At 73.5% G+C, this 21,188-nt stretch carries 14 protein-coding genes, 1 tRNA gene and 3 pseudogenes; 12 read left to right on the top strand and 6 right to left on the bottom strand.

Translation table 11 applies throughout. The features are described 5' to 3' along the window. Positions 1–5: 5 nt before the first annotated feature. A pseudogene (locus IO20_RS38895) lies at positions 6–469 on the bottom strand (transposase); the annotation flags it as partial. Positions 470–696: 227 nt separating this feature from the next. Here IO20_RS38895 and IO20_RS0126545 point away from each other — a divergent pair. From IO20_RS0126545 to IO20_RS0126530, 4 genes and pseudogenes are all read left to right on the top strand, one after another. Next, positions 697–1,074: a hypothetical protein gene (locus tag IO20_RS0126545; RefSeq protein ID WP_051874871.1), complete on the top strand. Its 378-nt coding sequence runs from the start codon at positions 697–699 to the stop codon at positions 1,072–1,074. After that, the gene (locus IO20_RS0126540; protein ID WP_051874868.1) at positions 1,071–1,952 is read left to right on the top strand and encodes a hypothetical protein; all 882 of its coding nucleotides are present in this window, start codon (positions 1,071–1,073) and stop codon (positions 1,950–1,952) included. Before IO20_RS0126545 ends, IO20_RS0126540 begins: the two co-directional genes overlap by 4 nt. Before the next feature lie 169 nt (positions 1,953–2,121). Further along, a complete protein-coding gene (locus tag IO20_RS37755) occupies positions 2,122–3,675 on the top strand; it encodes a serine/threonine-protein kinase (protein ID WP_342668792.1) in 1,554 nt (517 codons plus the stop codon). A 181-nt stretch (positions 3,676–3,856) separates the two neighbouring features. Next, positions 3,857–4,237: pseudogene (locus tag IO20_RS0126530) on the top strand (tyrosine-type recombinase/integrase); the annotation flags it as partial. Positions 4,238–4,336: 99 nt separating this feature from the next. Here the strand turns inward: IO20_RS0126530 and IO20_RS0126525 are convergent. After that, a tRNA-Pro gene (locus IO20_RS0126525) sits at positions 4,337–4,410 on the bottom strand. 54 nt (positions 4,411–4,464) lie between these two features. Continuing rightward, positions 4,465–7,137, bottom strand: a pseudogene (locus IO20_RS36905) (ATP-binding protein). 221 nt (positions 7,138–7,358) lie between these two features. On the opposite strand from IO20_RS36905, the gene IO20_RS0126515 reads away from it, so the two are divergent. Further along, complete coding sequence (locus tag IO20_RS0126515; protein WP_030555564.1) at positions 7,359–7,877, top strand: DUF309 domain-containing protein; 519 nt, start codon at positions 7,359–7,361, stop codon at positions 7,875–7,877. Between the two features lie 3 nt (positions 7,878–7,880). Here IO20_RS0126515 and IO20_RS0126510 read toward each other — a convergent pair whose 3' ends face one another. Together IO20_RS0126510 and IO20_RS0126505 are read right to left on the bottom strand one after the other, a co-directional pair. After that, complete coding sequence (locus IO20_RS0126510) at positions 7,881–8,258, bottom strand: DUF488 domain-containing protein (RefSeq protein ID WP_030555563.1); 378 nt, start codon at positions 8,256–8,258, stop codon at positions 7,881–7,883. A 91-nt stretch (positions 8,259–8,349) separates the two neighbouring features. Then, positions 8,350–8,946, bottom strand: a complete 597-nt coding sequence (locus IO20_RS0126505) for a TetR/AcrR family transcriptional regulator (protein ID WP_030555561.1) — start codon at positions 8,944–8,946, stop codon at positions 8,350–8,352. 168 nt (positions 8,947–9,114) lie between these two features. Here IO20_RS0126505 and IO20_RS0126500 point away from each other — a divergent pair, with 168 nt between their 5' ends. The 7 genes from IO20_RS0126500 to IO20_RS0126470 all read left to right on the top strand — a co-directional run bounded on the left by IO20_RS0126500 (position 9,115) and on the right by IO20_RS0126470 (position 19,616). Then, positions 9,115–9,909 (top strand): phosphatase PAP2 family protein, encoded by a 795-nt coding sequence (locus IO20_RS0126500; RefSeq protein WP_051874862.1) that lies wholly within the window; start codon positions 9,115–9,117, stop codon positions 9,907–9,909. Further along, on the top strand, positions 9,906–11,042 hold the full coding sequence (locus IO20_RS0126495) for a DMT family transporter (RefSeq protein ID WP_106978678.1): 1,137 nt from the start codon (positions 9,906–9,908) through the stop codon (positions 11,040–11,042). Before IO20_RS0126500 ends, IO20_RS0126495 begins: the two co-directional genes overlap by 4 nt. Before the next feature lie 131 nt (positions 11,043–11,173). Further along, entirely contained in the window at positions 11,174–12,181 is a 1,008-nt protein-coding gene (locus IO20_RS0126490; RefSeq protein WP_030555555.1) for an SPFH domain-containing protein, read from the top strand. Next, on the top strand, positions 12,178–13,077 hold the full coding sequence (locus tag IO20_RS0126485; RefSeq protein WP_030555554.1) for an NAD(+)/NADH kinase: 900 nt from the start codon (positions 12,178–12,180) through the stop codon (positions 13,075–13,077). Before IO20_RS0126490 ends, IO20_RS0126485 begins: the two co-directional genes overlap by 4 nt. A gap of 202 nt (positions 13,078–13,279) precedes the next feature. Beyond that, a complete protein-coding gene (locus IO20_RS0126480; protein WP_030555552.1) occupies positions 13,280–14,146 on the top strand; it encodes a GNAT family N-acetyltransferase in 867 nt (288 codons plus the stop codon). Between the two features lie 645 nt (positions 14,147–14,791). Further along, positions 14,792–16,492, top strand: coding sequence for a S8 family serine peptidase (locus tag IO20_RS0126475; RefSeq protein ID WP_037636329.1), 1,701 nt, complete (start codon positions 14,792–14,794; stop codon positions 16,490–16,492). 226 nt (positions 16,493–16,718) lie between these two features. Further along, positions 16,719–19,616 (top strand): helix-turn-helix transcriptional regulator, encoded by a 2,898-nt coding sequence (locus tag IO20_RS0126470; protein ID WP_037636305.1) that lies wholly within the window; start codon positions 16,719–16,721, stop codon positions 19,614–19,616. A gap of 138 nt (positions 19,617–19,754) precedes the next feature. Here IO20_RS0126470 and rox read toward each other — a convergent pair whose 3' ends face one another. Next, on the bottom strand, positions 19,755–21,182 hold the full coding sequence (gene rox, locus IO20_RS0126465; protein WP_030555546.1) for a rifampin monooxygenase: 1,428 nt from the start codon (positions 21,180–21,182) through the stop codon (positions 19,755–19,757). Between the last annotated feature and the right edge of the window lie 6 nt (positions 21,183–21,188).

The raw sequence follows: 21,188 nt of genomic DNA, 5'->3' as shown, positions 1-21,188 counted from the left end.
CGCTGTCACAGCCACGCATTGACGACCGCGACCAGCACCGTCGCCTCGTAGCCGACGGCGAACCTGTTGCATCTCGTGGCCCCCGCCCGATGCCGCTTGAGGCGATTGATCCCGCACTCGACGGCGTGCCGCTCGCGGTGTTCGGTCGTGCAGAACGCGGGGTCGCCCGCGCCCCGCGGGGACCCCCGGATCGCTTCCGATACCGGTTCGAACTGCCGGGAGTCACCTGGTCGGCCGGCTGTGATCAGCACCGACAGGGGCTTCGGCCCCTGCTCGACGGCGAGGTGGATCTTCGTGGTCAGCCCACCTCGGGAACGTCCGCGCCCGTGCCCGGCCGGTTCGACAGCAAGGCCACCGGGCGGCTCCGTTTGCAGGCCCCCCTGTTCGACGCCCCGGCGACGTGCTGGTGAGCCCGGCAGACGGTGGAGTCCACGTTCACATCCCATGTGATCAGGCCCTTCGCATCGGCCTGGACGGCCGTCCCGGCGGACGCGAGGAGGAGTACGTCTGACCTCGGCCGAGGCGCTCCGCTCCTCACCTGCCCGGACGACGACGCCCACCGCGTGCCGCGCCGTCGTCCGGTCTGGTGGGTGGCTGACGGGGCGTCCGATCGGGCGGAGATATGGGCCCGGAAGGCGTGGATCACCGTCCTCCACCCCGTCAACCCGTACGCTCGCTGACGATCAAGGAGGTCGGATGCGGGACCGGATCGTCCGTGGCGTACGCGCCGCGGTGCTCGCTTTGCTGATGCTGCTGGGTATGACGGGGCTTGCCGCCTGCGATCCCGACAAACCGGACCCCGCCCCCACGACCGCGCCGACCGAGGACACCGAGGACACCGACGCTCCCCCGACCGAGGACACGGACGGTCCTCCGACGGAGGAGACGCGGGACCCGACGAACACGGCGCCCGGGGGCTATGTCCCTCCCCCGCCGCCCCCGCCGACGGACACCGCCGACGAAACGACTGACCCGCCCTTCGACCCGACCCAGCCTCCCGGCTCGCCGACGCCCGAGGAGAACTCACCAGGGAACCCGGAGCTTCCCACGGAGCCGGCTCCCGGGACCACGTGAGCGAGCCCTTCGCGCACGGGTCGGAGCAGCACCCGCCCAGCGCCGGGAAACCGCCGCGTCAGGCCGAGGGCGATCTCTCCGGGCCGTCCGCCCTCGTCAAGATCGTCGTCGCTCAGGGGACGTTCATCGCCGCGCTGATGTTCTACATCGGCGCCATCTACACCAGCACGTACTACGACTACTTCAATCTCCACTGGGGCTCGATGAACCTGGGGTTCAGCCAGGTCGCCCTGGAGAGCCTGAATCTGCTGAACCTGGACATCATGGTGGCGGCCGGGTGCGTGTTCCTGCTGGTCTGTGTCCCGTGGAGCCGCCGACCCCGTCGTGTGACGCGCATCGAGGCCGCCGCGGCGCGCTGGTACCCGCTTCTCGTGGTCGCGGGGATCGTGCTGCTCGCGCTGTGGCACGAGATCCAGCCGTACGGCTGGCTCGGGCCCCTGACCATCGCTCTCGGGCTTCTTCTGAGCCAGTGCCGGGATGCCGAGGGGCGGCGTCCTCAAGGGTTCCGCCGCCAGGCCGTGCCGGTCTTCGCCGCCGGCGTCTTCCTCTTCTGGACGGTGACCAACGTGGCCTGGCAGCAGGGCAGGCAGGACGCTCAGGCGCACGCGGCGGCCGTCACCAGATGGACGGGAGTCCTCGTTCTCAGCACCAAACCACTGAGCCTGCCCACGGATTCGGTGCGAGAGCAGAAGCTCCCGAACGACCGCCTGCACCCCTACCGGTACTCGGATCTGCGGCTGCTCACGGAACACGACGGCCGCTACTTCGTGGTGCCGCGTGACTGGGACGCGCGGGTGGACGAGATCTACGTCATTCGGGAGAGCGAGGCCATCTGGATCGCGCTGACCCCCGGCACACGGCCCCGACTGATGGACTGAAGGAGCCGGGGTGGCCGCTGATCGGCCGACGGCGGGTACGTCACTCTCGCCACGCTCATGCCACGCGCCCGCCCGACCACGCCCCGCGCAGGGTGCGTATTCGCACGGCCGTGACCTGCCCGGACACCACCTTCTGCACCACGCTTCAGGTCGCGTTCTGCGCTCATGAGTGCTTCCGTCTCACAAGGACGACCCGAGGACGATCGGTTCGTACCGAATCGTGGCGCGGCTCGGTAGCGGAGGGATGGGAACGGTCTACCTCGCCACGCAGGAGGAGCGGGACAAGCATGTCGCCCTCAAGACGATCAAGAGTGAATACGCGCAGGAGGAGGGCTTCCGGAGGCGGTTCACCCGGGAGGCGACGGCGGCGAGTTCGGTCCGGAGCCCGTACACGGTTCGCGTGGTCGGCTTCGACACCCAGGCGCGCGAGCCCTGGCTCGCCACGGAGTACGTCGAGGGCCTGTCGCTGCGCGAGCATGTGCAGCAGCACGGCGCCCTGGACCTGCCCGCAGCATTGGAACTCGCCCTCGGCCTCTCCTTCGGTCTGGCGTCCATCCACAAGGCGGGGCTGGTACACCGCGACCTCAAGCCCGGGAACGTGCTCCTCACGGACAACGGACCCAAGATCATCGACTTCGGTCTCGCCTACGCCACGGACTTCAGTCACGCCACCCGTACCGAGTCTGTGCTGGGAACCCCCGGCTACTTCTCCCCCGAACAGGTACAGGGACGGCCGGTCAGCGCAGCATCGGACGTTTTCGCTCTCGGCGCTGTCCTGACCTTCGCCTCGTCGGGAGATCACGCCTTCCCGGGCATCACCCCCCTCACCGCCCAGTACCACATCGTCCACGAGGAGCCACGCCTATCGGACGTACACGAAGACCTGCGGGACCTCATCACCGCGTGCATGCAGAAGGACCCTCACCAGCGGCCGCCCCTCAGCGACATACTCGCCCACCTGACCTCCTTGCGCTCCTACGGGCACAAGAAGACCGCGGCGGCCTTTCGCAGGTCACGTCTCGCGGGCCAGAGGCCAGCGGTGCCTGCTGACGGGCCTTCCACGGTTGTCCCCACCCACGCTTCCCGGAGCCGCGCGGAAAGGTGGGCAGTTCTCGCCGTGTCCGGCGCGCTCCTGCTGGCCACCGGAGCGGCCGCCGGGCGACTGGTCTCTCCGCCGACCTCTTCGGCCACCGTGCTGAACGATGCGCCAACTGCGGAACCGACGGTGGAGGAGCCGACGGAAGAACCGACGGAAGAACCGCCGATGGAGTCAGACCCGTACAGGAGCTTGCCAGGCTATCTCTCGTTCAATCCCACGACGAAGAAGTGCGTGCTCGGCGAGGGTCTGGGCCTTGACACGGCGAGCGAGGGCTTCAGTATCTCGGTGACTCCCGTGGCCTACCGCCGCGGCTGGCTCACCGAGGCCGTCATCAACATCACCAACGGACGTGGCCAGATAGCCGCCGAACCGCCAGTGGTTCACGTGCATCTGCCCAAGGGGGAGGACATCTCGCTCACGATGCCCCAGGGGAAGCCCACATGGTCCTTCCGATGGCCCGACATCTTGAAGACAGCGAGAAGGGACGAAATGCCACGCGCCTATGAGGTGATGGAACCGAGGGAACTATTCGGCACGTACACGATCATCGTCGTCGACCATTCGATCATGGCGTGTAATGGCTTCGACGGTGACCCCAGGGGTGCCGTTGCGTCCTCCTCCTGACGCGGGCGCACCCCCTACGGCCGGGCGCGCTGAATGCAGACGACGACTCGGACACTCGTACCGGCCGTCACGTGCCCCTTCGACGCAACAACCGGGCGGGGCAGGCGGAACCTTCCACGCTCGGGGCGGCCTGCACCTTGTCTACGTCGAACACGAGGGGTCCTCTCGAAGAGGCCAGTAGATACGCCTCCTCGTCGCGCAGCACATGCTGGCCGCCGGACCCGCTCCCGACGCGCGCATGTTCACCGGCCCCCGAGGAGGCCGCATCTCCACAGCGATTCTGCGCGACGCCACCCACTGGGACGACGTCGTCACGGAACTCGGATACAAGCACCCGCGCCGCCACGACCTCCGGCACACCGGATTCACCCGGCTCGCCGACGCCGGGGTCCAGGTCCACGTCCTGCGCAAGATCGCCGGGCACGGCTCGCTGACCACCACGCAGCGGTACCTGCACCCCGACGTCCACAAGATCACCGCCGCCGGCGCCGCGCTCTCGGCACACCTCAGCGTGCTCCGCGCGCCCCGGTCCCTGCCAAGCCCGATTGTGGTCGCCCGCTGACGCGGTCAAGGCGAGTTGGTCCCCAAGTGGTCCCCAAGAACGAGTCAGGGGCCGTTTCAGATTGCTCTGAAACGGCCCCTGACCTGCGACTTCGAAAAGTCGGGACGACAGGATTTGAACCTGCGACCCCTTGACCCCCAGTCAAGTGCGCTACCAAGCTGCGCCACGTCCCGGTGCGCGTCTCCGCCGGGTTTTCCCCCGCGTCGGCGTGCAGGGAAAACATTACCTCACTCCGGAGGGTGGGTTGACGCACGGGCTGTCACGGGTCGGTCGTGAGGGTGTCCGCGCCGCAGGCGGCGGCCTGGGACGTCGCTTCGGCGAGGGTGGCGGCCGAGCCCGTCGCGTGGGCGAGGTCCAGGCGGGCTCGGGCCTCCTCGTAGCGGGCGGGGGACGCGGCCAGGTGTTCGACGGCCCGGGTGAGGAGCCGGCGGGACTCCTCGGGGTCGGCGAAGAGGGACAGGCAGCGGAGGGATTCGCCCAGGGCGGTGGGCGTGCCGAGGTGTTCCGCGTGGACGTGGGCCTCGATGGCGATGCGGGCCGCGCGGTCCGGGTCCTTCGGCGCGAGGGCGCGGGCCAGGTCGAAGGGCCAGGGGGCCCAGACGCCGTGGTGCCTGCCGCGGCCGGTCAGGGACTCGGCCGCCGCTTCGAGGGTGGACACCGCCTCCTCGGTCCTGCCCTCGGCGAGCAGCAGCCGGCCGAGGACGCTGGGGCCGTCGGGCAGCACGATCGCGCCCGGCCAGGGCGGGCCGAAGGCGTAGCGGTCGGCGACCTCGCGGGCCTCGGCGGTGCGGCCGCGGGCGAGCAGGGTGTCGACGAGGAGACAGGCCGTGTCCCAGTGGACGGGGAGTCCGGTGCCGACCCGGTCGGCGAGCCGCAGTCCCTCCTCCAGGTGGTGCTGGGCCAGGGGCAGGTTTCCGCGGCGCCGGTGGACCAGGCCGAGAAGGGTGTGGGCGAAGGCGAGGTGGGCGCCGCTCCAGCCGGAGATCTCGAAGGCCCGGACCGCCTCGCCGAAGAGGGCCTGGGCGCGGTCGGGACGGTCGGAGAACGCGTACGCGATGCCCGTGAGCGCCGGGATCTCGAAGCCCCACGTGGTGTCGGTCCAGCCGAGGCCCCTGGCGGGTACGCCGTCGACGAGGGTGCGGTCGCAGAGGCGTACGACCTCGTCGGCGGGTTCGCCGCGCATCATGCCGTCGAAGGCCCGTACGGCGACGAGGGCCCGCTCGGAGTTGTCGGCGCAGGTGAAGTGTTCGGTGAGCTCGGCGAGGCGGCGGGAGCGGCCGGGGCCGTCCTCCTCGGAGGCCTGGAACCCCCTCGAACATGAAGTGCGCGGCCTGGAGGCGGCGGCGGCCGATGCCGGACGGGGTCCGGGCGGCGGCGGCGCCGGCGGTCCTGGCGGCCTCCTGGAGCTGGTTGTCGTGGGCGAGGGCCTGGGCGAGCCGGTGGGTCGCGTCGATGCGCAAGGCGTCGTCGAGGCCGGGCAGTTCGAGCGCGGAGCGCAGGTGGCGGACGGTGGCGCCGGGTGCGGTGAGCAGGGACGCGCAGCCGAGTTCGTACAGGACGCGGGCGTACGTCTCCGGGCGGGGCGGTTCGGCGAGGGCGCGGCCCAGGCAGCGGCGGGCGGCGTCGGGGGCTCCGACGGCGAGGTGCTCGACGGCGGCGGCGCGCAACTGCCTGACGACGTCCTCGTCGTCGTCCGGGTGGACTTCGAGGAGGTGTCGTGAGGCGGCGGCGGGGCCGTGGCCCGCCTCGGTGAGCGCCCAGGCGGCGCGCCCGTGGAGGGCGGTCCTGGTGGCGGGCGGGATCGATCCGTAGACGGCGGTCGCGATCAGCGGGTGGGTGAACTCCAGGGAGTCGGTGGCGGAGTCCGGGGCGGCGGGCCTGGTCTGGACGATCCGGGCGTCCCGGAGCCGGTCGGTGTGCCCGGCCACGTCTTCGGGGCGCAGGCCCGTGAGTTCCGCGAGGAGTTCCGGCGTGCTGTCCGCGTCGAGGACGGCGATCGCCCGGGCGAGCCGGGTCGGTCCGGCCCCGAGTTCCTCCAGGCGGCTGACGAGGCCACCGCCGCGGGCGCCCGCGCCGAGGTCGCGGAGCAGGCCGGCCGATCCGGCGACGGGTTCGAGCATCCGGTCGCGGGCCTTGGCGAGCAGCTCGACCGTCTCGTACGGGTTGCCGGAGGTCACGGTCCACAGCTCTTGGCAGAACGGCTCGTCCGCGTGTCCGCCGAGCGCGTCGCGGGCCAGTGCCGTGGTGGCCTCGGTGGTGAGGGCGTGCAGGCCCAGGGTGAGGACGGCGCGGTCGCCGAGCGCGGCGAGGGTGGCGGGCGCGCCCGGTTCGCACGGTTCCGGCGGCAGGGGGCGGTGGGCGAGGACGACGAGGGCGGGCAGGCGTCGGTCGCGCCGGATCCGGGTGAAGGCGTCGAGCCAGGCCAGGGATTCGGCGTCGGCCCAGTGCGCGTCGTCCACGAGGAGCACGAGCGGCCGGTCCCGCAGCCGTTCCGCGAGGCGCTCCAGGAGCCGGGCGAGTCCGAGGAGTACGCCCTGCGGGTCGGCGGGTGCGGCCGAGGGCGGGGGTGCGAGCCCGAGCGCGGGGGCGAGGAGGTCGAAGTGTTCGCCGAAGAGGTGGTGGACGTCCTCGGCGCCGAAGGGGTCGAGGGCGGGCTGGAGGAGCTGCCGGGTGAGGTGGAAGGGGACCGAGGTGAGGGTCTCGCCGCCGCGGGCGGTCAGGACGGTGCACCGGTCCTGGGCGGTTCGGCGTATCTCGGCGAGGAGCGCGGTCTTCCCGATGCCGGGCTCTCCGCGGTAGACGAGGATGCCGCCCTGGGCGGGTCCGCCCGCCGCGGCTCCGGCCACGAGCTCGTCGACGGCGTGGGCCGCCGCGGCGAGTTCCGGGCCGCGTTCGAGCAGGGCGCCCTGGTCCTGGGCGACGGTGGCCGCCGGGTGTCCCTCACCGGGATGCGCCTCCGACGGCCTTGCAGGTGGCGACTGTTCCGCTTCCGACGACACCGGTCTCACTCCCCCACACGAGCAACTGCCTTGACGTGACCCGCGCGACCCACGCGGACCAGTGAGGCGCTGGACCGACCAGCCTAGCGGTCCTGATCGTTCCGGGGGGCGACAATGGACGGGTGAAAAGGACAGGGAACGACCGGGGCAGGGACCGTGACGACGAGGGACGGGCCCGTAGCTCGCGTCCCCGTGACGGACTCGGCCGGCCGCTGCCGTACGGGGCGGAGGGGGTGCCCCGGCAGCCGGAGGGGGTCGTGCGCGCCCCGGCGGAGACCCTGCGCGAGGCGCAGCGGCTGCTCGACGCGGGAATGCCCTTCCACGCGCACGAGGTCTTCGAGGACGCCTGGAAGTCCGGTCCCGCGTCGGAGCGGGACGTGTGGCAGGGCCTCGCGCAGCTCGCCGTGGGCCTGACGCACGCGGCACGCGGCAACACGGCGGGCGGGGCGCGGCTGCTGCGCCGCGGCGCGGACCGGCTCGCGGTCGGGCGCGGCGCCGCCGAGGCGTACGGGATCGACGTGGACGGGCTCGTGTCGTGGGCGCGGGAGCTGGCCGGCCGTGCGGGAGCGGTGGACCCCGGCGTGATCGACGCGGCAGCCGAGGCGCCGGGGTTGCGCGCGTCGCGCGGCGACGGGGCCTGACCGTCACGTCGTCGGCCGGTCCAGCTCGTGGAGCAGGACCGAGGTGTGGCTGAGGGCCGGGTCCTTGGTGGCCGTGAGGAGGGTGACGGTGTCCTCGCGCGCGAGGTCGCGCAGCCGGTCGAGGGCCGCGGCGGCGTCGGGGGCGGCGAGTTCGGCCTCGTAGCGGCGGCGGAACTCCTCGTACTCGCCGTCCGGGCCGTGGTACCAGCGGCGGAGTTCGGTCGACGGGGTGAGCGCCTTGGGCCATTCGTCGATGCGGGCGTCCGTCTTGGCGAGTCCGCGCGGCCAGAGCCGGTCGACGAGGACCCGTACGCCGTCGTCGGGCGACGGGGTGTCGTAGACCCGGCGGACGCGGATGTCGGGGGTGCGTGCGGCGGCCATGGTCCCAGGGTGCCGGACGTCGCCCGGCCTCACCTTTCGGGCCTGACCCGAAAGGTGAGGCGCGAGCCCGGCATGATCCGAACGAGAGGCCCTAGGCGCGGAGCGCCGGGAGGAGGACGGCGTCGACGAAGGCCCGCATGGTGGAGGCGTCAGCGAAGCGTTCCTCGAAGAGGCGCTCGATGCGGAGCATGCCCATGAAGCAGGGGGCGACGAATCCGATCGCGGGGTTGTCGGCGTCGATCTCGCCGCGCTCGACGGCCCGGGCCACCACCGCGTCGATGGCCGCCACCTCGGGGGCGATGACGGTCTCGCGGAGTGCGGCGCGCAGGTCGGGGTGCTGGATGAAGGCCTGGGCGACGGCCTCCATGAGTTCGGCGTCGCGTTCGCGGTGGGAGGCGGCGACGCGGGCCGCCTCGCGCAGGTCGCCGGCGAGGGTGCCGGTGTCGATGCCGGCGAAGACGGTGCAGCGCCGCCGGGCGAGCGCGGCGGTGACGAGCTGCGGTTTGGTGCCCCACTGCCGGTAGAGGGTGGCCTTGCCGCACTTGGTGCGGGCCGCGACGCCCTCCATGGTGACGGAGTCGTAGCCGCCCTCGCGCAGCAGGCAGAGCACGGCGTCGTACAGCTCCGTCTCGCGCTCCGGCGTGATCTTGCTGCGCCGGGCTGCCGTGGTCGCCGCCTCTGTGGACATCGATCCCTCCAGGACCCCTCCGGGACACACCTTTGTCTGCACATACGAGAGTAGGGGGTGCACAATCGAGACGCAAACGTATCGAGACGTTTGCGTCTCGATGAAATCGGATCTACGCTCACTCCGTTTGTTGGCGATTTGACTGGTTACCGAGAAGAGGGCCGCACCATGGCTGCCGGGATACGCGGAAGCGGCGAGGAGGGCGACGGCGAGACCGCCAGACCGCCGCTCCTGCGCGAACTCGCGCTCGTCACCGCCCTCTTCCTCGTCTACAAGTTCGGCCGACTCTTCGCCAACGGCCACGAGACCCGCGCCTTCCGGAACGCCGACCGCGTCTGGGACGCCGAGCGCGCGATCCGCCTGCCGAGCGAGGAAACGATCCAGCAGCTGCTGCTGCACGGCGAACCGCTCATCAGGGCGGCGAACACGTACTACGCGGCCGTGCACTTCCCGGCCACACTCGCCTTCCTCGTCTGGCTCTACCTGCGGCGCCCCGCCCACTACGTGTGGTCGCGCCGCGTGCTCGCGCTCCTCACCGCCGCCGCGCTCGCCCTCCACCTGCTGATGCCGCTCGCGCCGCCGCGGCTGCTCGCCGCCGGCGGGCTCGTGGACACGGCCCGGATCTACGGCCCCTCGGTGTACGGGGCGACGCCGGAGACGGACTCGATGGCGAACCAGTTCGCGGCCATGCCCTCGCTGCACTTCGGCTGGGCCCTGATGGTCGCGATCGGCCTCATCGCCGCCACCCGGTCCCGGCTGCGGGTCCTGTGGCTGCTCCACCCGCTGCTCACGCTGCTCGTCATCGTCGGCACCGCCAACCACTACTGGTTCGACGCGCTCGCCGCCGCCGCACTCCTCGGCCTCGCGCTGCTCGCGGTCCGCACCCCGGGGCGCCGGACGACGCCCCCACCCGTACCCCGCGCCCTCGGTACGGCACCTCTCCCGGTCGGAGCCCACCGATGAACCCCGCCGCCGGCACCGCCCTCGCGGTGCTCCTCTCGCTCGTGTCCGCCACCGGATACGCGCTCGCCGCCGTCGCCCAGTCCCGGCTCGCCGCCGCCTCCCCCGTCCAGGGCGGGCGCGGGGCGCTGCGCGGGCTCTTCGCCCGCGGGCAGTGGTGGGCGGCGGTCGGCCTGAACGCCGCCGGAGCCCTCGCTCACGTGGCCGCCCTGCACTACGGCCCGCTGACCCTGGTCCAGCCGCTCGGCGCGCTGACGCTCGTGGCGGCACTGCCGCTCGGCGCGTACTGCGCGGGGCGCCGGGTGACGCGGGCCGAGTGGCGCGGGGCCCTGTGGACCCTGGGCGGCCTCGTCGGTCTTGTCGCCGTGACCGGACCGACGGCGCCCGGCGAGGCGCTCAGCCTGCGCGAGTCCCTGATCGTCGCGGCGGCGACGGCGCTCCTCATCGCCGTACTCGCGTCGGGACGGCTGTACGGGCGCGAGCACGGCGCGGGTCAGGCCGCGACCGGGGGCAGGGGCGCCCGCGGGCTCGGTCACGCCACCGCCTCCGGGATCGCCTCGGGCGTCGCCTCCGCCCTCACCCAGACGCTGACGGCCGCGCTGGCACTCGAACTTCCCGGTGACACCCCGACCTGGTGGCAGACGGCGCTGCTCGCGGTGCTGATCTCCGGCTTCGCGACGGGTGGCCTGCTGCTCTCGCAGGCCGCCTACCAGGGTGGCCTCGCGGCGCCGCTTGCCGTGGTGAACCTCTCCAACCCGGCCGCCGCCGCGGTGATCGGGGTGGCGCTGCTCGGCGAGACGTTCCGGGCGGGCGCGTGGGGCTGGCTCGTCGCGGCCGGCGCCTCGCTGGTCGCGGCGCGGGGCGTGGTCCTGCTGACGAAGGGCAGCCCGCCGGAGGCCGCTCCGGCGCCGGAGCCCGCCCCGGCCGACTCCACGCGCGCGCGTACGGTCGCCCTGGAGACCCGGCCGGTGCCGTCGCCGCGCGCCACCGGCCCTGCGCCCAACGACACGACCTCCCCCGCACTCGCCGTACCGGACCCCACCGGCCCAGACCGCACCAACGCCCTCACCGCACCGGAACCGGCCGGCCCCGACCGCGCCTCCGCCCTCGCCGTCAGCGGTCGGGCGACCGCCTGAGGCCGAGGGCGGGGCGAGGGTGGCTCCCTGAGGCGCCGGACTCGCCGAGGACTCCGAGTTCCCCATTTCGTCACCTTGACCAAAAGCCGGGACCCCACTATCGTCAACATGACGACAAGGGGGGTTCTCTCATGGCCGACATCACCCGGCGGGCCGGCTGGCGCCATCTGCGCTCCGCGCCCACCGCGCACATCCGCCACCAGCGCCGCGGCCGGCTCGTGCACGACGGCGAAGGGCTCAGCTTCTGGTTCCGGCCGCTCACCGCGGCCCTCTCCGAGGTCCCGGTGAACGACCGCGAACTGGCGATGGCCTTCCACGCCCGTACCGCCGACTTCCAGGACGTCAGCGTCCAGTCCACCGTCACGTACCGGATCGGCGACCCGGCGGCCGCCGCCACCCGGCTCGACTTCTCCATCGACCCCGACACCGGCGCGTGGCGCGGCGCCCCGCTGGAGCAGATCGCCACCCTCCTCACCGAGACCGCCCAGCAGCACGCCCTCGACGTGCTCGCCCGTACCGCGCTCGCCGAGGCGCTCGTCGACGGCGTGGCGGCGGTGCGGGACCGCGTCACGGCCGGGCTCGCGGCCGAGCCCCGGCTGCCGGACACCGGCATCGAGGTCGTCGCCGTCCGGGTGGTGGCGATCCGCCCCGAACCCGAGGTGGAACGCGCCCTGCGCACCCCCGCCCGCGAGCAGATCCAGCAGGAGGCCGACCGGGCCACGTACGAGCGCCGCGCGGTCGCCGTCGAACGCGAGCGCGCCATCGCCGAGAACGAACTCGCCAGCAAGATCGAGCTAGCCCGGCAGGAGGAACGGCTCGTCGAGCAGCGCGGCACCAACGCGCGCCGCGAGGCCGAGGAGAACGCAGCCGCCGACGCGGTACGGGCCGAGGCCGAGGCCGTACGGAAGGTCCGCCTCGCACAGGCCGAGGCCGAGGCGGCGCGCGAGGTCGGCGCGGCGCGCGCCGGGGCGCAGTCCGCGTGGCTGCGGGCGCACACCGAGGTGGATCCCGCCACCCTGCACGCCCTCGCGGTGACCACGGCCGCCGAGAACCTGCCCAGGATCGAGCACCTGACGCTCTCCCCCGACGTGCTGACGGGCCTGCTCGCCAAGCTGGGCGAGGGCGGGGCACGGCCGTGAGCCTCGCGCCGCGCGCGGTGCTCGTGCACCGGACCACGGAGTACGAGGAGCTGCTCGCCCGGCACGGTACGCACGGCCAGGCCGCGTTCTTCCTCTCCGCGCGCGGCCGCTCCGTCGAGGCCGTGCGGGAGCGGCACGAGCGCGCCCACCGGGCGCTCGCCGAGGTGGCGGGCGCGGTGCCGCTGACCTGGCGGCAGAGCCGGGTGGAGCGCTCCGATCTGGACCGGTTCCTTTTCGGGCCCGAGGACGTGGTCGTCGTGGTCGGACAGGACGGCCTGGTCGCCAACGCGGCGAAGTACCTGAGCGGGCAGCCCGTCATCGGGATCGACGCCGACCCGGGGCGCAATCCGGGCGTCCTGGTCCGTCACCGGGCGGACCGGGCGCGCCGACTGCTGCCGTACGCGGTGGGGGCCGGGGCGGCGGTCGACGAGCTGACGATGGTGGAGGCCGTCACCGACGACGCGCAGCGGCTGCTCGCCCTGAACGAGATCTACGTCGGCCCCCGCGGCCACCAGACGGCGCGCTACACGCTCGACCTGGACGCGGCGGAGGCGCCGCCCGAGCCGCAGGCCTCGTCGGGCGTGCTGGTCGGCACGGGCACGGGGGCCACCGGCTGGCTGCGGTCCCTGTGGGAACAGCGTTCCAGCACGCTCGCGCTGCCCGGGCCCGCGGACGCCCGGCTCGCCTGGTTCGTGCGCGAGGCCTGGCCGTCGCCGGCCACCGGGACGAGCCGGGTCGAGGGCCTCCTCGACCCGGGCCGGGCCCTGCGCCTCACCGTCGAGTCGGACCGCCTGGTCGCGTTCGGCGACGGCGTCGAATCGGACGCCCTGGAGCTGACATGGGGTCAGACCGTCAGCCTCTCGGTCGCGGGTCCGCGCCTGCGTCTCGTCCACTGAGGCCCCGGCGGTCACCCGGGGGCGCCCGCGGCCGGAATCGTTCGGCCGCGGGTGGGAGCGGTCCCGCGCGGCGCTATGCTCACCGCGCCTTGTCCGGTTCGGGGTCGGCCGGCCACCCGACCGTCCGTCCGGCCACCGGCCCACCGGCTGACCCGCCGGGTGACCGAACGCCCGCCCGCTCCCGGCTGTTGAAGGAATCCGCATGACCACCGGCTCCTCCGGCTCGCTGTCCGTCTCCCGCGCCACGGAACGGGACTGGGAGCTCGTGCGCTCCTGGGCGGCCGAGGAGGGGTGGAATCCCGGCCTTTCCGACGCTCGGGCGTTCTTCGCGCAGGACCCCCGGGGCTTCTTCCTCGGCCGGCTCGACGGGGAGCCGGTCTCCGCCGTCTCCGTCGTCACCTACGACGACGCGTACGCCTTCCTCGGCTTCTATCTGGTACGTCCCGGACTCCGCGGCCTCGGGTACGGCCTGGCCACCTGGCAGGCCGCTCTCGCCCACGCCGGGGGCCGGTCCGTCGGCCTCGACGGGGTGCCCGCGCAGCAGGACAACTACCGGCGCTCCGGCTTCTCCACGGCCTACCGCACGGCGCGTTACGTGGGCGAGGTGCCCGCCCCGGACGGACCGGTGGCCGGCGTGGTGGCCGCCGAGCGGGTCGACCCGGGCGCCCTGGCCGCGTACGACGCCGCCTGCCACCACGCGGACCGGCCGCGTTTCCTCGGCGCCTGGCTGACAACTCCCGGCCATCGTGCGCTGGTACGGGTCACCGAGGGGCGTTTGACCGGGTACGGGGTGGTACGTCCGGCGCAGGACGAGGCGCGGATCGGGCCGTTGTTCGCGGACACACGGGCCGACGCGGCGGCCCTGCTCGACGCCCTCGCCGCCGAGGCGCGAGACTTCGGCGCGGACCGGATCGCGGTCGACATGCCGGAGTCGAATCCGGCGGCGGCGCGGCTGGCCGAGGAGCGGGGCCTGCGGCCGACGTTCGAGACGGCCCGGATGTACACGGGCCCGGTCCGACCGGTGGCACGCGAGCGCGTCTACGGCGTCACGACGCTCGAACTGGGCTGAGCGGCGCGAGCGCGTCCGCGGGGGTCACGACACTCGAACTGGGCCGGGCGACCCTCTCCCCGCCTCCCCGCGCGCACGACACCTTCGCCCACTTCGGGCGGGACCCCTCGCACCCCTCGGACGGGCCCCGCGCCCCCTCCAGCGGCCCCCACCTCCCCCTGGACGGGCCCGCCGTCGGGCGCCGGCCGTCCGTCCGGGCGTCCGCCGTTCACACTCCCCTCACCGACCCCCCGCCGCCCCGCGAGGGGTGACAAGGGTTTTCCCCGTATCGGGTTCATCCCCCCGTTCCCTACTGTCCTCCGCACCGGCAGATATCATCCCCCGAACGCACCCTGACAGGTGCATGAGGAGGGTGGCATCCGCCGGGGACGGCCTTGACCCGGGCCGTCGCGCCGGTGGCGGCGCACGGGCTCCCCAAGCCCAGGGACCGACGGACGGCGACCCCACTTGCCCCGTGTGTCCCGCGCCGCCGCCACTGCTCCGCAGTTACGTCGTACTCGAAAGGGCCACACCTTGAACGGTTCCAGGCGGAGAGTCATATCCGTGGTCGCGAGCGCCGCGATCCTCGGCGCCGCTGCCACGACCGGGGCGATCGCCGCCGCCCCGGGCGCTGCCACCCCGAAGCCCGCACCGGCTTCGCAGACGATGGGGGCGCTGCCCAGCGCCCCGGTCGAGAAGGTCATCGTGACCTACAAGAGCCAGGCCGCCGAGGCCGGCTCCAACACCGCCGCGAAGAGCGACACGGCCGAGAAGGCCGCGAAGACGGGCGAGCAGCTCTCCTTCGAGCGTCGCCTCGCCGGCGGTGGCGCCCTGGTCGACCTGGGCGACAGCGCCACCAAGCAGGACCTGACGGAGGTCATGGACGCGTTCCGCGCCGACCCGTCCGTCGCTTCGGTCGAGCCCGACATCCGCGCCTACGCGATGGCCGTCACGCCGAACGACACCGACTACGCCAAGCAGTGGGACCTCTTCGAGCCCACCGGTGGCATGAACGTTCCTGCAGCCTGGGACAAGACGACCGGCTCCGGCGTGACCGTCGCCGTCATCGACACCGGCTACGCCGCCCACTCGGACCTGGCGACCAACGTCGTCGCCGGCTACGACTTCATCTCGGCCTCCGCCGACGCCCGCGACGGCAACGGCCGCGACGCGGACGCCAAGGACGAGGGCGACTGGAACGCGACCGACGGCGAGTGCGGCACCGGCTCCCGCGCCTCCAACTCCTCCTGGCACGGCACCCACGTGGCCGGCACCATCGGCGCCGTCACGAACAACACCAAGGGCATCGCGGGCATCGCGTACAACGCGAAGATCCAGCCCGTGCGGGTGCTCGGCAAGTGCGGCGGCTCGTCCGCCGACATCGCCGACGCCATCACCTGGGCCTCCGGCGGCACCGTGCCGGGCGTCCCGGCCAACGCGAACCCGGCGAAGGTCATCAACCTGAGCCTGGGCGGCGCCAGCTCGACCTGCCCGAGCGTCTACCAGACCGCCATCAACGGCGCTGTCTCGCGCGGTACCACCGTCGTCGTCGCCGCGGGCAACAGCAACGCCAACGCCTCCGGCTTCACCCCCGCGAACTGCTCGAACGTCATCAACGTGGCGTCGACCAGCCGTGAGGGCAACCGGTCGTACTACTCCAACTACGGCACGATCATCGACGTGTCCGCCCCCGGTGGCGAGACCCGCCGCTCCACCGACACGCCCGGCACCGTCACCACCCCCGAGAACGGCATCTACTCCACGCTGAACTCGGGCACGACGACCCAGTCGGTCGAGAACTACAAGCCGTACCAGGGCACCTCGATGGCGGCGCCGCACATCGCCGGCCTCGCCGCCCTGCTGAAGTCGGCCAAGAGCACCCTCACCCCGGCCGAGATCGAGTCCGCGATCAAGACCAACGCCCGTGCGCTGCCCGGCACCTGCACCGGCGGCTGCGGCACCGGCATCGCGGACACCGCGAAGACCGTGGACGCCGTCACCGGCACCACCACGCCGCCGACCGGCACGGTCTTCTCCAACGCCACGAACGTGACGATCTCCGACAACACCACCGTGTCGTCCTCGATCGCCGTCACCGGCCGCACCGGCAACGCCCCCGCCGCCCTCAAGGTCGGCGTGGACATCAAGCACACCTGGCGCGGGGACCTTGTCATCGACCTGATCGCCCCCGACGGCACGGTGCGCAACCTCAAGGCGTCCTCCTCCTCGGACAGCGCCGACAACGTCCTGACCACGTACACGGTCGACGCGTCGAGCGAGCTCGCCAACGGCACCTGGAAGCTTCAGGTCCGCGATGTGGCCTCGGGTGACACCGGCTACATCGACTCGTGGAGCCTCACCTTCTAAGGCACCACGGCTCCACCTCCGAACCACCCCCCACAACAGCATCATTGCTGGTCAGCGGCGCGCTCGTGGTCTACACCACGGGCGCGTCCTGGTGTTCGGCCGCCCCGCTCCGGCGGGGTGCCCTGTCCGTATGCCGGACAAGGGGCCTGGACTCCGCCGGATGGCTCCGTATTCTCTGCCCACGGGGCTCTTGGGCCGGGGCCCGGAGCGGCGGAGGTGGTGGACAGTGACGACAGCTCCGTACGTCGCTCTGCGCCCTGCGGGCGCGGGGGCATCCCCGGCGCCGGTGGGGCGCGACGAACTCCTCGCCCGGCTGGAGCGCGCCCTGCACATCCGGGGCCGCGCCCTGCTCACCGGGCCCGCCGGCGTCGGCAAGACCGAGGTCGCGCTGGCCGCCGCGGCCCGCGCCGAAGCACGCGGCGAGACCGTCCTGTGGCTGGCGACCCTGCCGTCCGACCGGGAGATACCGGGGGCGGCCGCGGCCGCGCTCGTGGCCTCGGTGGCGACGACGGCGACCTGGCCGGGACTCGGCGCCGACCGGCCCGAGACCTCCTGGGTCTTCGACGAGCTGCCCGGTCCCCAGCGCACCGCCGTCGCCATGCTCTGCCGCGAGGCGCCGATCGACGCGGGCGGCTGGGACCCCATCGCGCTCCGGCTCGGCATCGCCCAGATCCTGCGCACCCTGACCTGCCGCGGCCCGGTCCTCCTCGTCGTCGACGGTGTCCAGCACGTCGACGCGGACAGCGCGGACCTGCTGCGCTTCGCCCTCCACCTGGCGCCGCCCGCGCTGCGGGTGGTGGCCGTCGAGACCCCTGAGCCGTACGGCGAGGCCAAGGAGCCCGACCGCGAGCACCACCGTCCCGAGGACCCGCACGCCGCCCACCTCTGGGTGCCGTCCGAGGCGGACGTGCTGCTCGTGCCCCCGCTGCACGCCGACGAGATCGCCGAACTCCTCATCCACCACCGGCTCCCCTCCCGGATGGCCGGCCGCATCCACCGTGCCAGCGGCGGCAATCCGCGACTCGCGCTCGCCGTCGGCCGCTCGCTCGCGGACGCGCGGACACCCGTGCACCACGCGGAGGCGCTGACCCTCTCCGGGCGCGCCCGTGACCTCGCCCGCCAGCTCCTGGGCGCCGCGCCCCTCGCCGTACGCGCGACACTGCTGCTCGCCGCGCTCGCGCTGCGCCCCTCGTCGACGCTGGTGCGACGGGCCGGGCGGCCCAACGCAGAGGCGGACCTCGCGGCGGCCGAGCGTGCGGGCCTCGTGTCGCTCGCCGAGGACGGCTCCGTGACCTTCACCGCCGGACTGCTGCCCTCCACCCTCGTGCACGACGCCTGTTGGGCCGAGCGCAGTGCCGGGCACGCGGCGCTCGCGGAGGTCGTGGACGACCCCGTGGAGGCGGTACGCCACCGGGCGCTCGCCACCGACAGCCCGGACGAGGACCTCGCCGCCGAGGTCGCGGCCGCCGCCGATCTGGCCCGGCGGCGCGGCAACAGCGCGCTCGCCGCCGAACTCGCCCTGCTTGCCGCCGAGTCGACTCCGGGGCGGCACGGCACGCGGCGCATCGCGCGGCTCGTCGACGCCGCGGAGGAGGCCGCCCGCGCGGCCCGCGCCGATCTCGCCATGCGGGCCGCCACCGATCTGCTCGCCCGGGACGCGGCGCCCGCCGACCGGGTCAGGGCCCGGCTCGCCGTGCTCGACACCGCGGGCCAGGGACTGACCGGGCTCGACGAGATGTACGTCCACGCCATGGAGGACTCGGAGGGGGACACCGCCCTGCGCGCGGCCGTCCAGCTCCGGCTGGCCGTCAAGTACGTGCTCGCGGACGGCGACCCGGAACGCTCGCGCACGGCGGCCGTCGAATCGGCGGCGCTCGCCGCCTCCATGGGCGACCCGCGCACGGCGGCGCAGGCCCTGACCGTACAGGCGCGGATGGAACGCGCCCTCGGATCACCGGACGCGGAGTCCGTGCTCGCGCAGGCCCGCGCCCTCGAACGGGCCGAGCGTCCGCTCGGGATCCGCAACGCGGCACAGATCCTGACGATCCGTCACGCACTGTTCGACGACCGGCTCACGGACGCCCGCGACGACGTCAACGCACTGCTGCCCCTGGTCCAGCGGCGCGGCTCCGTCGAGGACGCCATCGAGCTCTACGGCACCCTCGCCCAGATCGAGGCGCGGATCGGACCCTGCGGGGCGGCGCTCGCGCACGCCGGACAGTCCCTCGCGCTCACCCTGGAGGCGGGCCTCTCCCCCGGCCCCGCCTGGTACGCGCTCGCGCTCGCGGAGACGGCCGGCGGCAGCTTCGCACGGGCGGCGAGCTACGCCCGGCGCAGCGTCCAGGCCTCGGAGGAGGAGGGCGACCGGGTCTTCCTCTCCCGCAGCCGGTACGCGCTCGGCCGGGTCCAGCTCATCAACGGGGACGTCGCCGCCGCCCTGGAGACGCTGCGTCGGGTCCAGGCCGACGAACGCGCCCAGTCGACCGTCGACCCCTCGATGCTGCGCTGGCACGAGGAGCTGGCCGAGGCCCTGATCGCCCATGACGCGGGCGCCGAGGCCCTGGCGCTCCTGGACGAGGTACGGCCGGTGGCGTCCCGGCTCGGACGGTCCACCGTCCTGCTCGGCTGCGACCGGGCGTACGCCCTGTGGCTCGCGGCGGAGGGCCGCACGGACGAGGCCGCGGAGCTGCTCACCGTCACGGCCGAGGCCTTCGGGTGCGCCGGGCTGCCCCTGGAGCGGGGCCGGGCACTGATCGCGCTCGCCCGGGTGGAGCGCCGCAGACGGCGCAGGTCGGCGGCGCAGGGCGCCCTGCACGCGGCGGCCGCGGTGTTCGAACGGGCCGGGGCGGCGCCCTGGCTGGCCCTGGCGAGCGAGACCCCGGCGGGCGCCGCGGGCGAGAGCGCCGGGGGCGGCTCGGGGGGCGAGGAGGCGCCGCCCGCGCTCTCCGTGCTGACGGAGGCGGAGCTGCGCCTCGCCCGCCTCGTGGGCCAGGGTGCCAGCAACCAGGAGGCCGCGGCGAAGCTGTACCTGAGCGTGAAGACGGTCGAGGCGCGGTTGACGCGGATCTACCAGAAGCTCGACGTCCGCTCCCGGGCCCAGCTGGCGACGGCGCTCAGGCCGTAGGGCCTGTCTTTCGGATCATGCCGGGCTCGCGGGGCCCGGCACGCACGCTCCCTGATCCGGCCTGATCCGAAGGACAGGCCCTAGCCGGCGGCGGTGCCGGTGGCTCGTACGCGTGCCGTAGGAGCCACCGCACCGTACTCAGCCGGCGGTGGCCGCCCCGAACCACTCGCCGAGCCGGCCGTGCAGCTCCTGCTGGTCCTCGCCTACCCATACGACGTGGCCGTCCGGCCGCAACAGCACCGCGGGCACGTCCAGTTCCTCACTGACGTCGACGACGTGGTCGACCCGGTCCGCCCAGCCCTCGACCGAGAGCCGGCCGGTCTGGTCGAGCAGCAGGCCCCGGCCGCCGCGCATCAGCTCGTACAGGCGCCCCCGCTTCAGTGCGACGTCCCGCATGCGCAGGCCGAGGAGCTCGTGGCCCTCGCCCAGCTCGTAGCGGACGTCGACGGCGGTGATCATCGCCGTCATGTACCGGTTGACCTCCTCGAAGTCCATCAGCTTCGAGAACAGCTCCCGCAGCGCGGTCGCGCCCGCGTCCGTTCCGAGCAGCGTCATCTGCGCGCGGGTGTTCTCCACCACGCGCCTGCCCGCCGGGTGTCGTTCGGCCTCGTACGTGTCGAGCAGCCCCTCGGGCGCCCAGCCGGCCACCTCGGCGGCCAGCTTCCAGCCGAGGTTGAAGGCGTCCTGGATGCCGAGGTTCAGGCCCTGTCCGCCGGTCGGCGGGTGGATGTGCGCCGCGTCGCCCGCGAGGAACACCCGGCCGACGCGGTAGCGCTCGGCCTGCCGGGTGGCATCGCCGAACCGGGAGAGCCAGCGCGGCGAGTGCACGCCGAAGTCGGTGCCGGCGAAGGCCCGCAGCTGCTTCCTGAACTCGTCGAGGGTCGGCGCGGCACGGTCCTCGGCCACCCCGTCGGCGGGTACGACGATCCGGCACACCCCGTTCTCCCCGGGGGTGACGCCGAACCGCAGCTGGGTCTTGCGGACCTCCTCCACGACGGCGGCGATCGTCTCCGGGTCCGCGGTCACCTCCATGTCGCCGAGGAGCGTCTCGACCGTGGCGGGCTCGCCGGGGAAGTCGACGCCGATCAGCTTGCGCACCGCGCTGCGGCCGCCGTCGCATCCGACGAGGTAGCGGGAGCGCAGCTCCGTGCCGTCCGCGAGCTCGACGGTGACGCCGTCCTCGTCCTGGCGCAGCCCGACGACCTCGTGCCCGCGCCGGATCTCGGTGCCGAGTTCGAGGGCGCGCTCGTTGAGCAGCCGCTCGGTGACCGGCTGCGGGGCGGCGACGCCGTACGGGTGAGCGGTGTCCAGGCGCTCGGGCCACGGCTTCATGATGCCGCCGAAGAGTCCGCCGACCTGGAACTTCTCGCTGACCGCGAGGAAGCGGTCCAGCATGCCGCGCTGGTCCATCATCTCGACGCTGCGCGCGTGCAGGCCCTGTCCGCGGGACTCGTTGGTCGGCTCGTCCCGCTTCTCGAGCACGAGCACGGCCACGTCGTGCAGCCGGAGCTCCGCCGCCAGCATCAGGCCGGTGGGTCCGCCGCCGGCCACGATCACGTCAAACATTCATAC

It is taken from the genome of Streptomyces exfoliatus (genome assembly GCF_000725545.1).
Lineage (GTDB): Bacteria > Actinomycetota > Actinomycetes > Streptomycetales > Streptomycetaceae > Streptomyces > Streptomyces exfoliatus.
Note: the sequence above shows the minus strand (reverse complement) of the source record. Positions and strands in the feature narration are given on the sequence as shown.

What these genes read in the sequence shown, in the direction of transcription:
- IO20_RS0126545 (WP_051874871.1), top strand. Translation starts at nt 697, where the DNA reads ATGCGGGACCGGATCGTCCGTGGCGTACGCGCCGCGGTGCTCGCTTTG.
- IO20_RS0126510 (WP_030555563.1), bottom strand. Translation starts at nt 8,258, where the DNA reads ATGGCCGCCGCACGCACCCCCGACATCCGCGTCCGCCGGGTCTACGAC.
- IO20_RS0126505 (WP_030555561.1), bottom strand. Translation starts at nt 8,946, where the DNA reads ATGTCCACAGAGGCGGCGACCACGGCAGCCCGGCGCAGCAAGATCACG.
- IO20_RS0126500 (WP_051874862.1), top strand. Translation starts at nt 9,115, where the DNA reads ATGGCTGCCGGGATACGCGGAAGCGGCGAGGAGGGCGACGGCGAGACC.
- IO20_RS0126495 (WP_106978678.1), top strand. Translation starts at nt 9,906, where the DNA reads ATGAACCCCGCCGCCGGCACCGCCCTCGCGGTGCTCCTCTCGCTCGTG.
- IO20_RS0126490 (WP_030555555.1), top strand. Translation starts at nt 11,174, where the DNA reads ATGGCCGACATCACCCGGCGGGCCGGCTGGCGCCATCTGCGCTCCGCG.
- IO20_RS0126480 (WP_030555552.1), top strand. Translation starts at nt 13,280, where the DNA reads ATGACCACCGGCTCCTCCGGCTCGCTGTCCGTCTCCCGCGCCACGGAA.
- IO20_RS0126475 (WP_037636329.1), top strand. Translation starts at nt 14,792, where the DNA reads ATGGGGGCGCTGCCCAGCGCCCCGGTCGAGAAGGTCATCGTGACCTAC.
- rox (WP_030555546.1), bottom strand. Translation starts at nt 21,182, where the DNA reads ATGTTTGACGTGATCGTGGCCGGCGGCGGACCCACCGGCCTGATGCTG.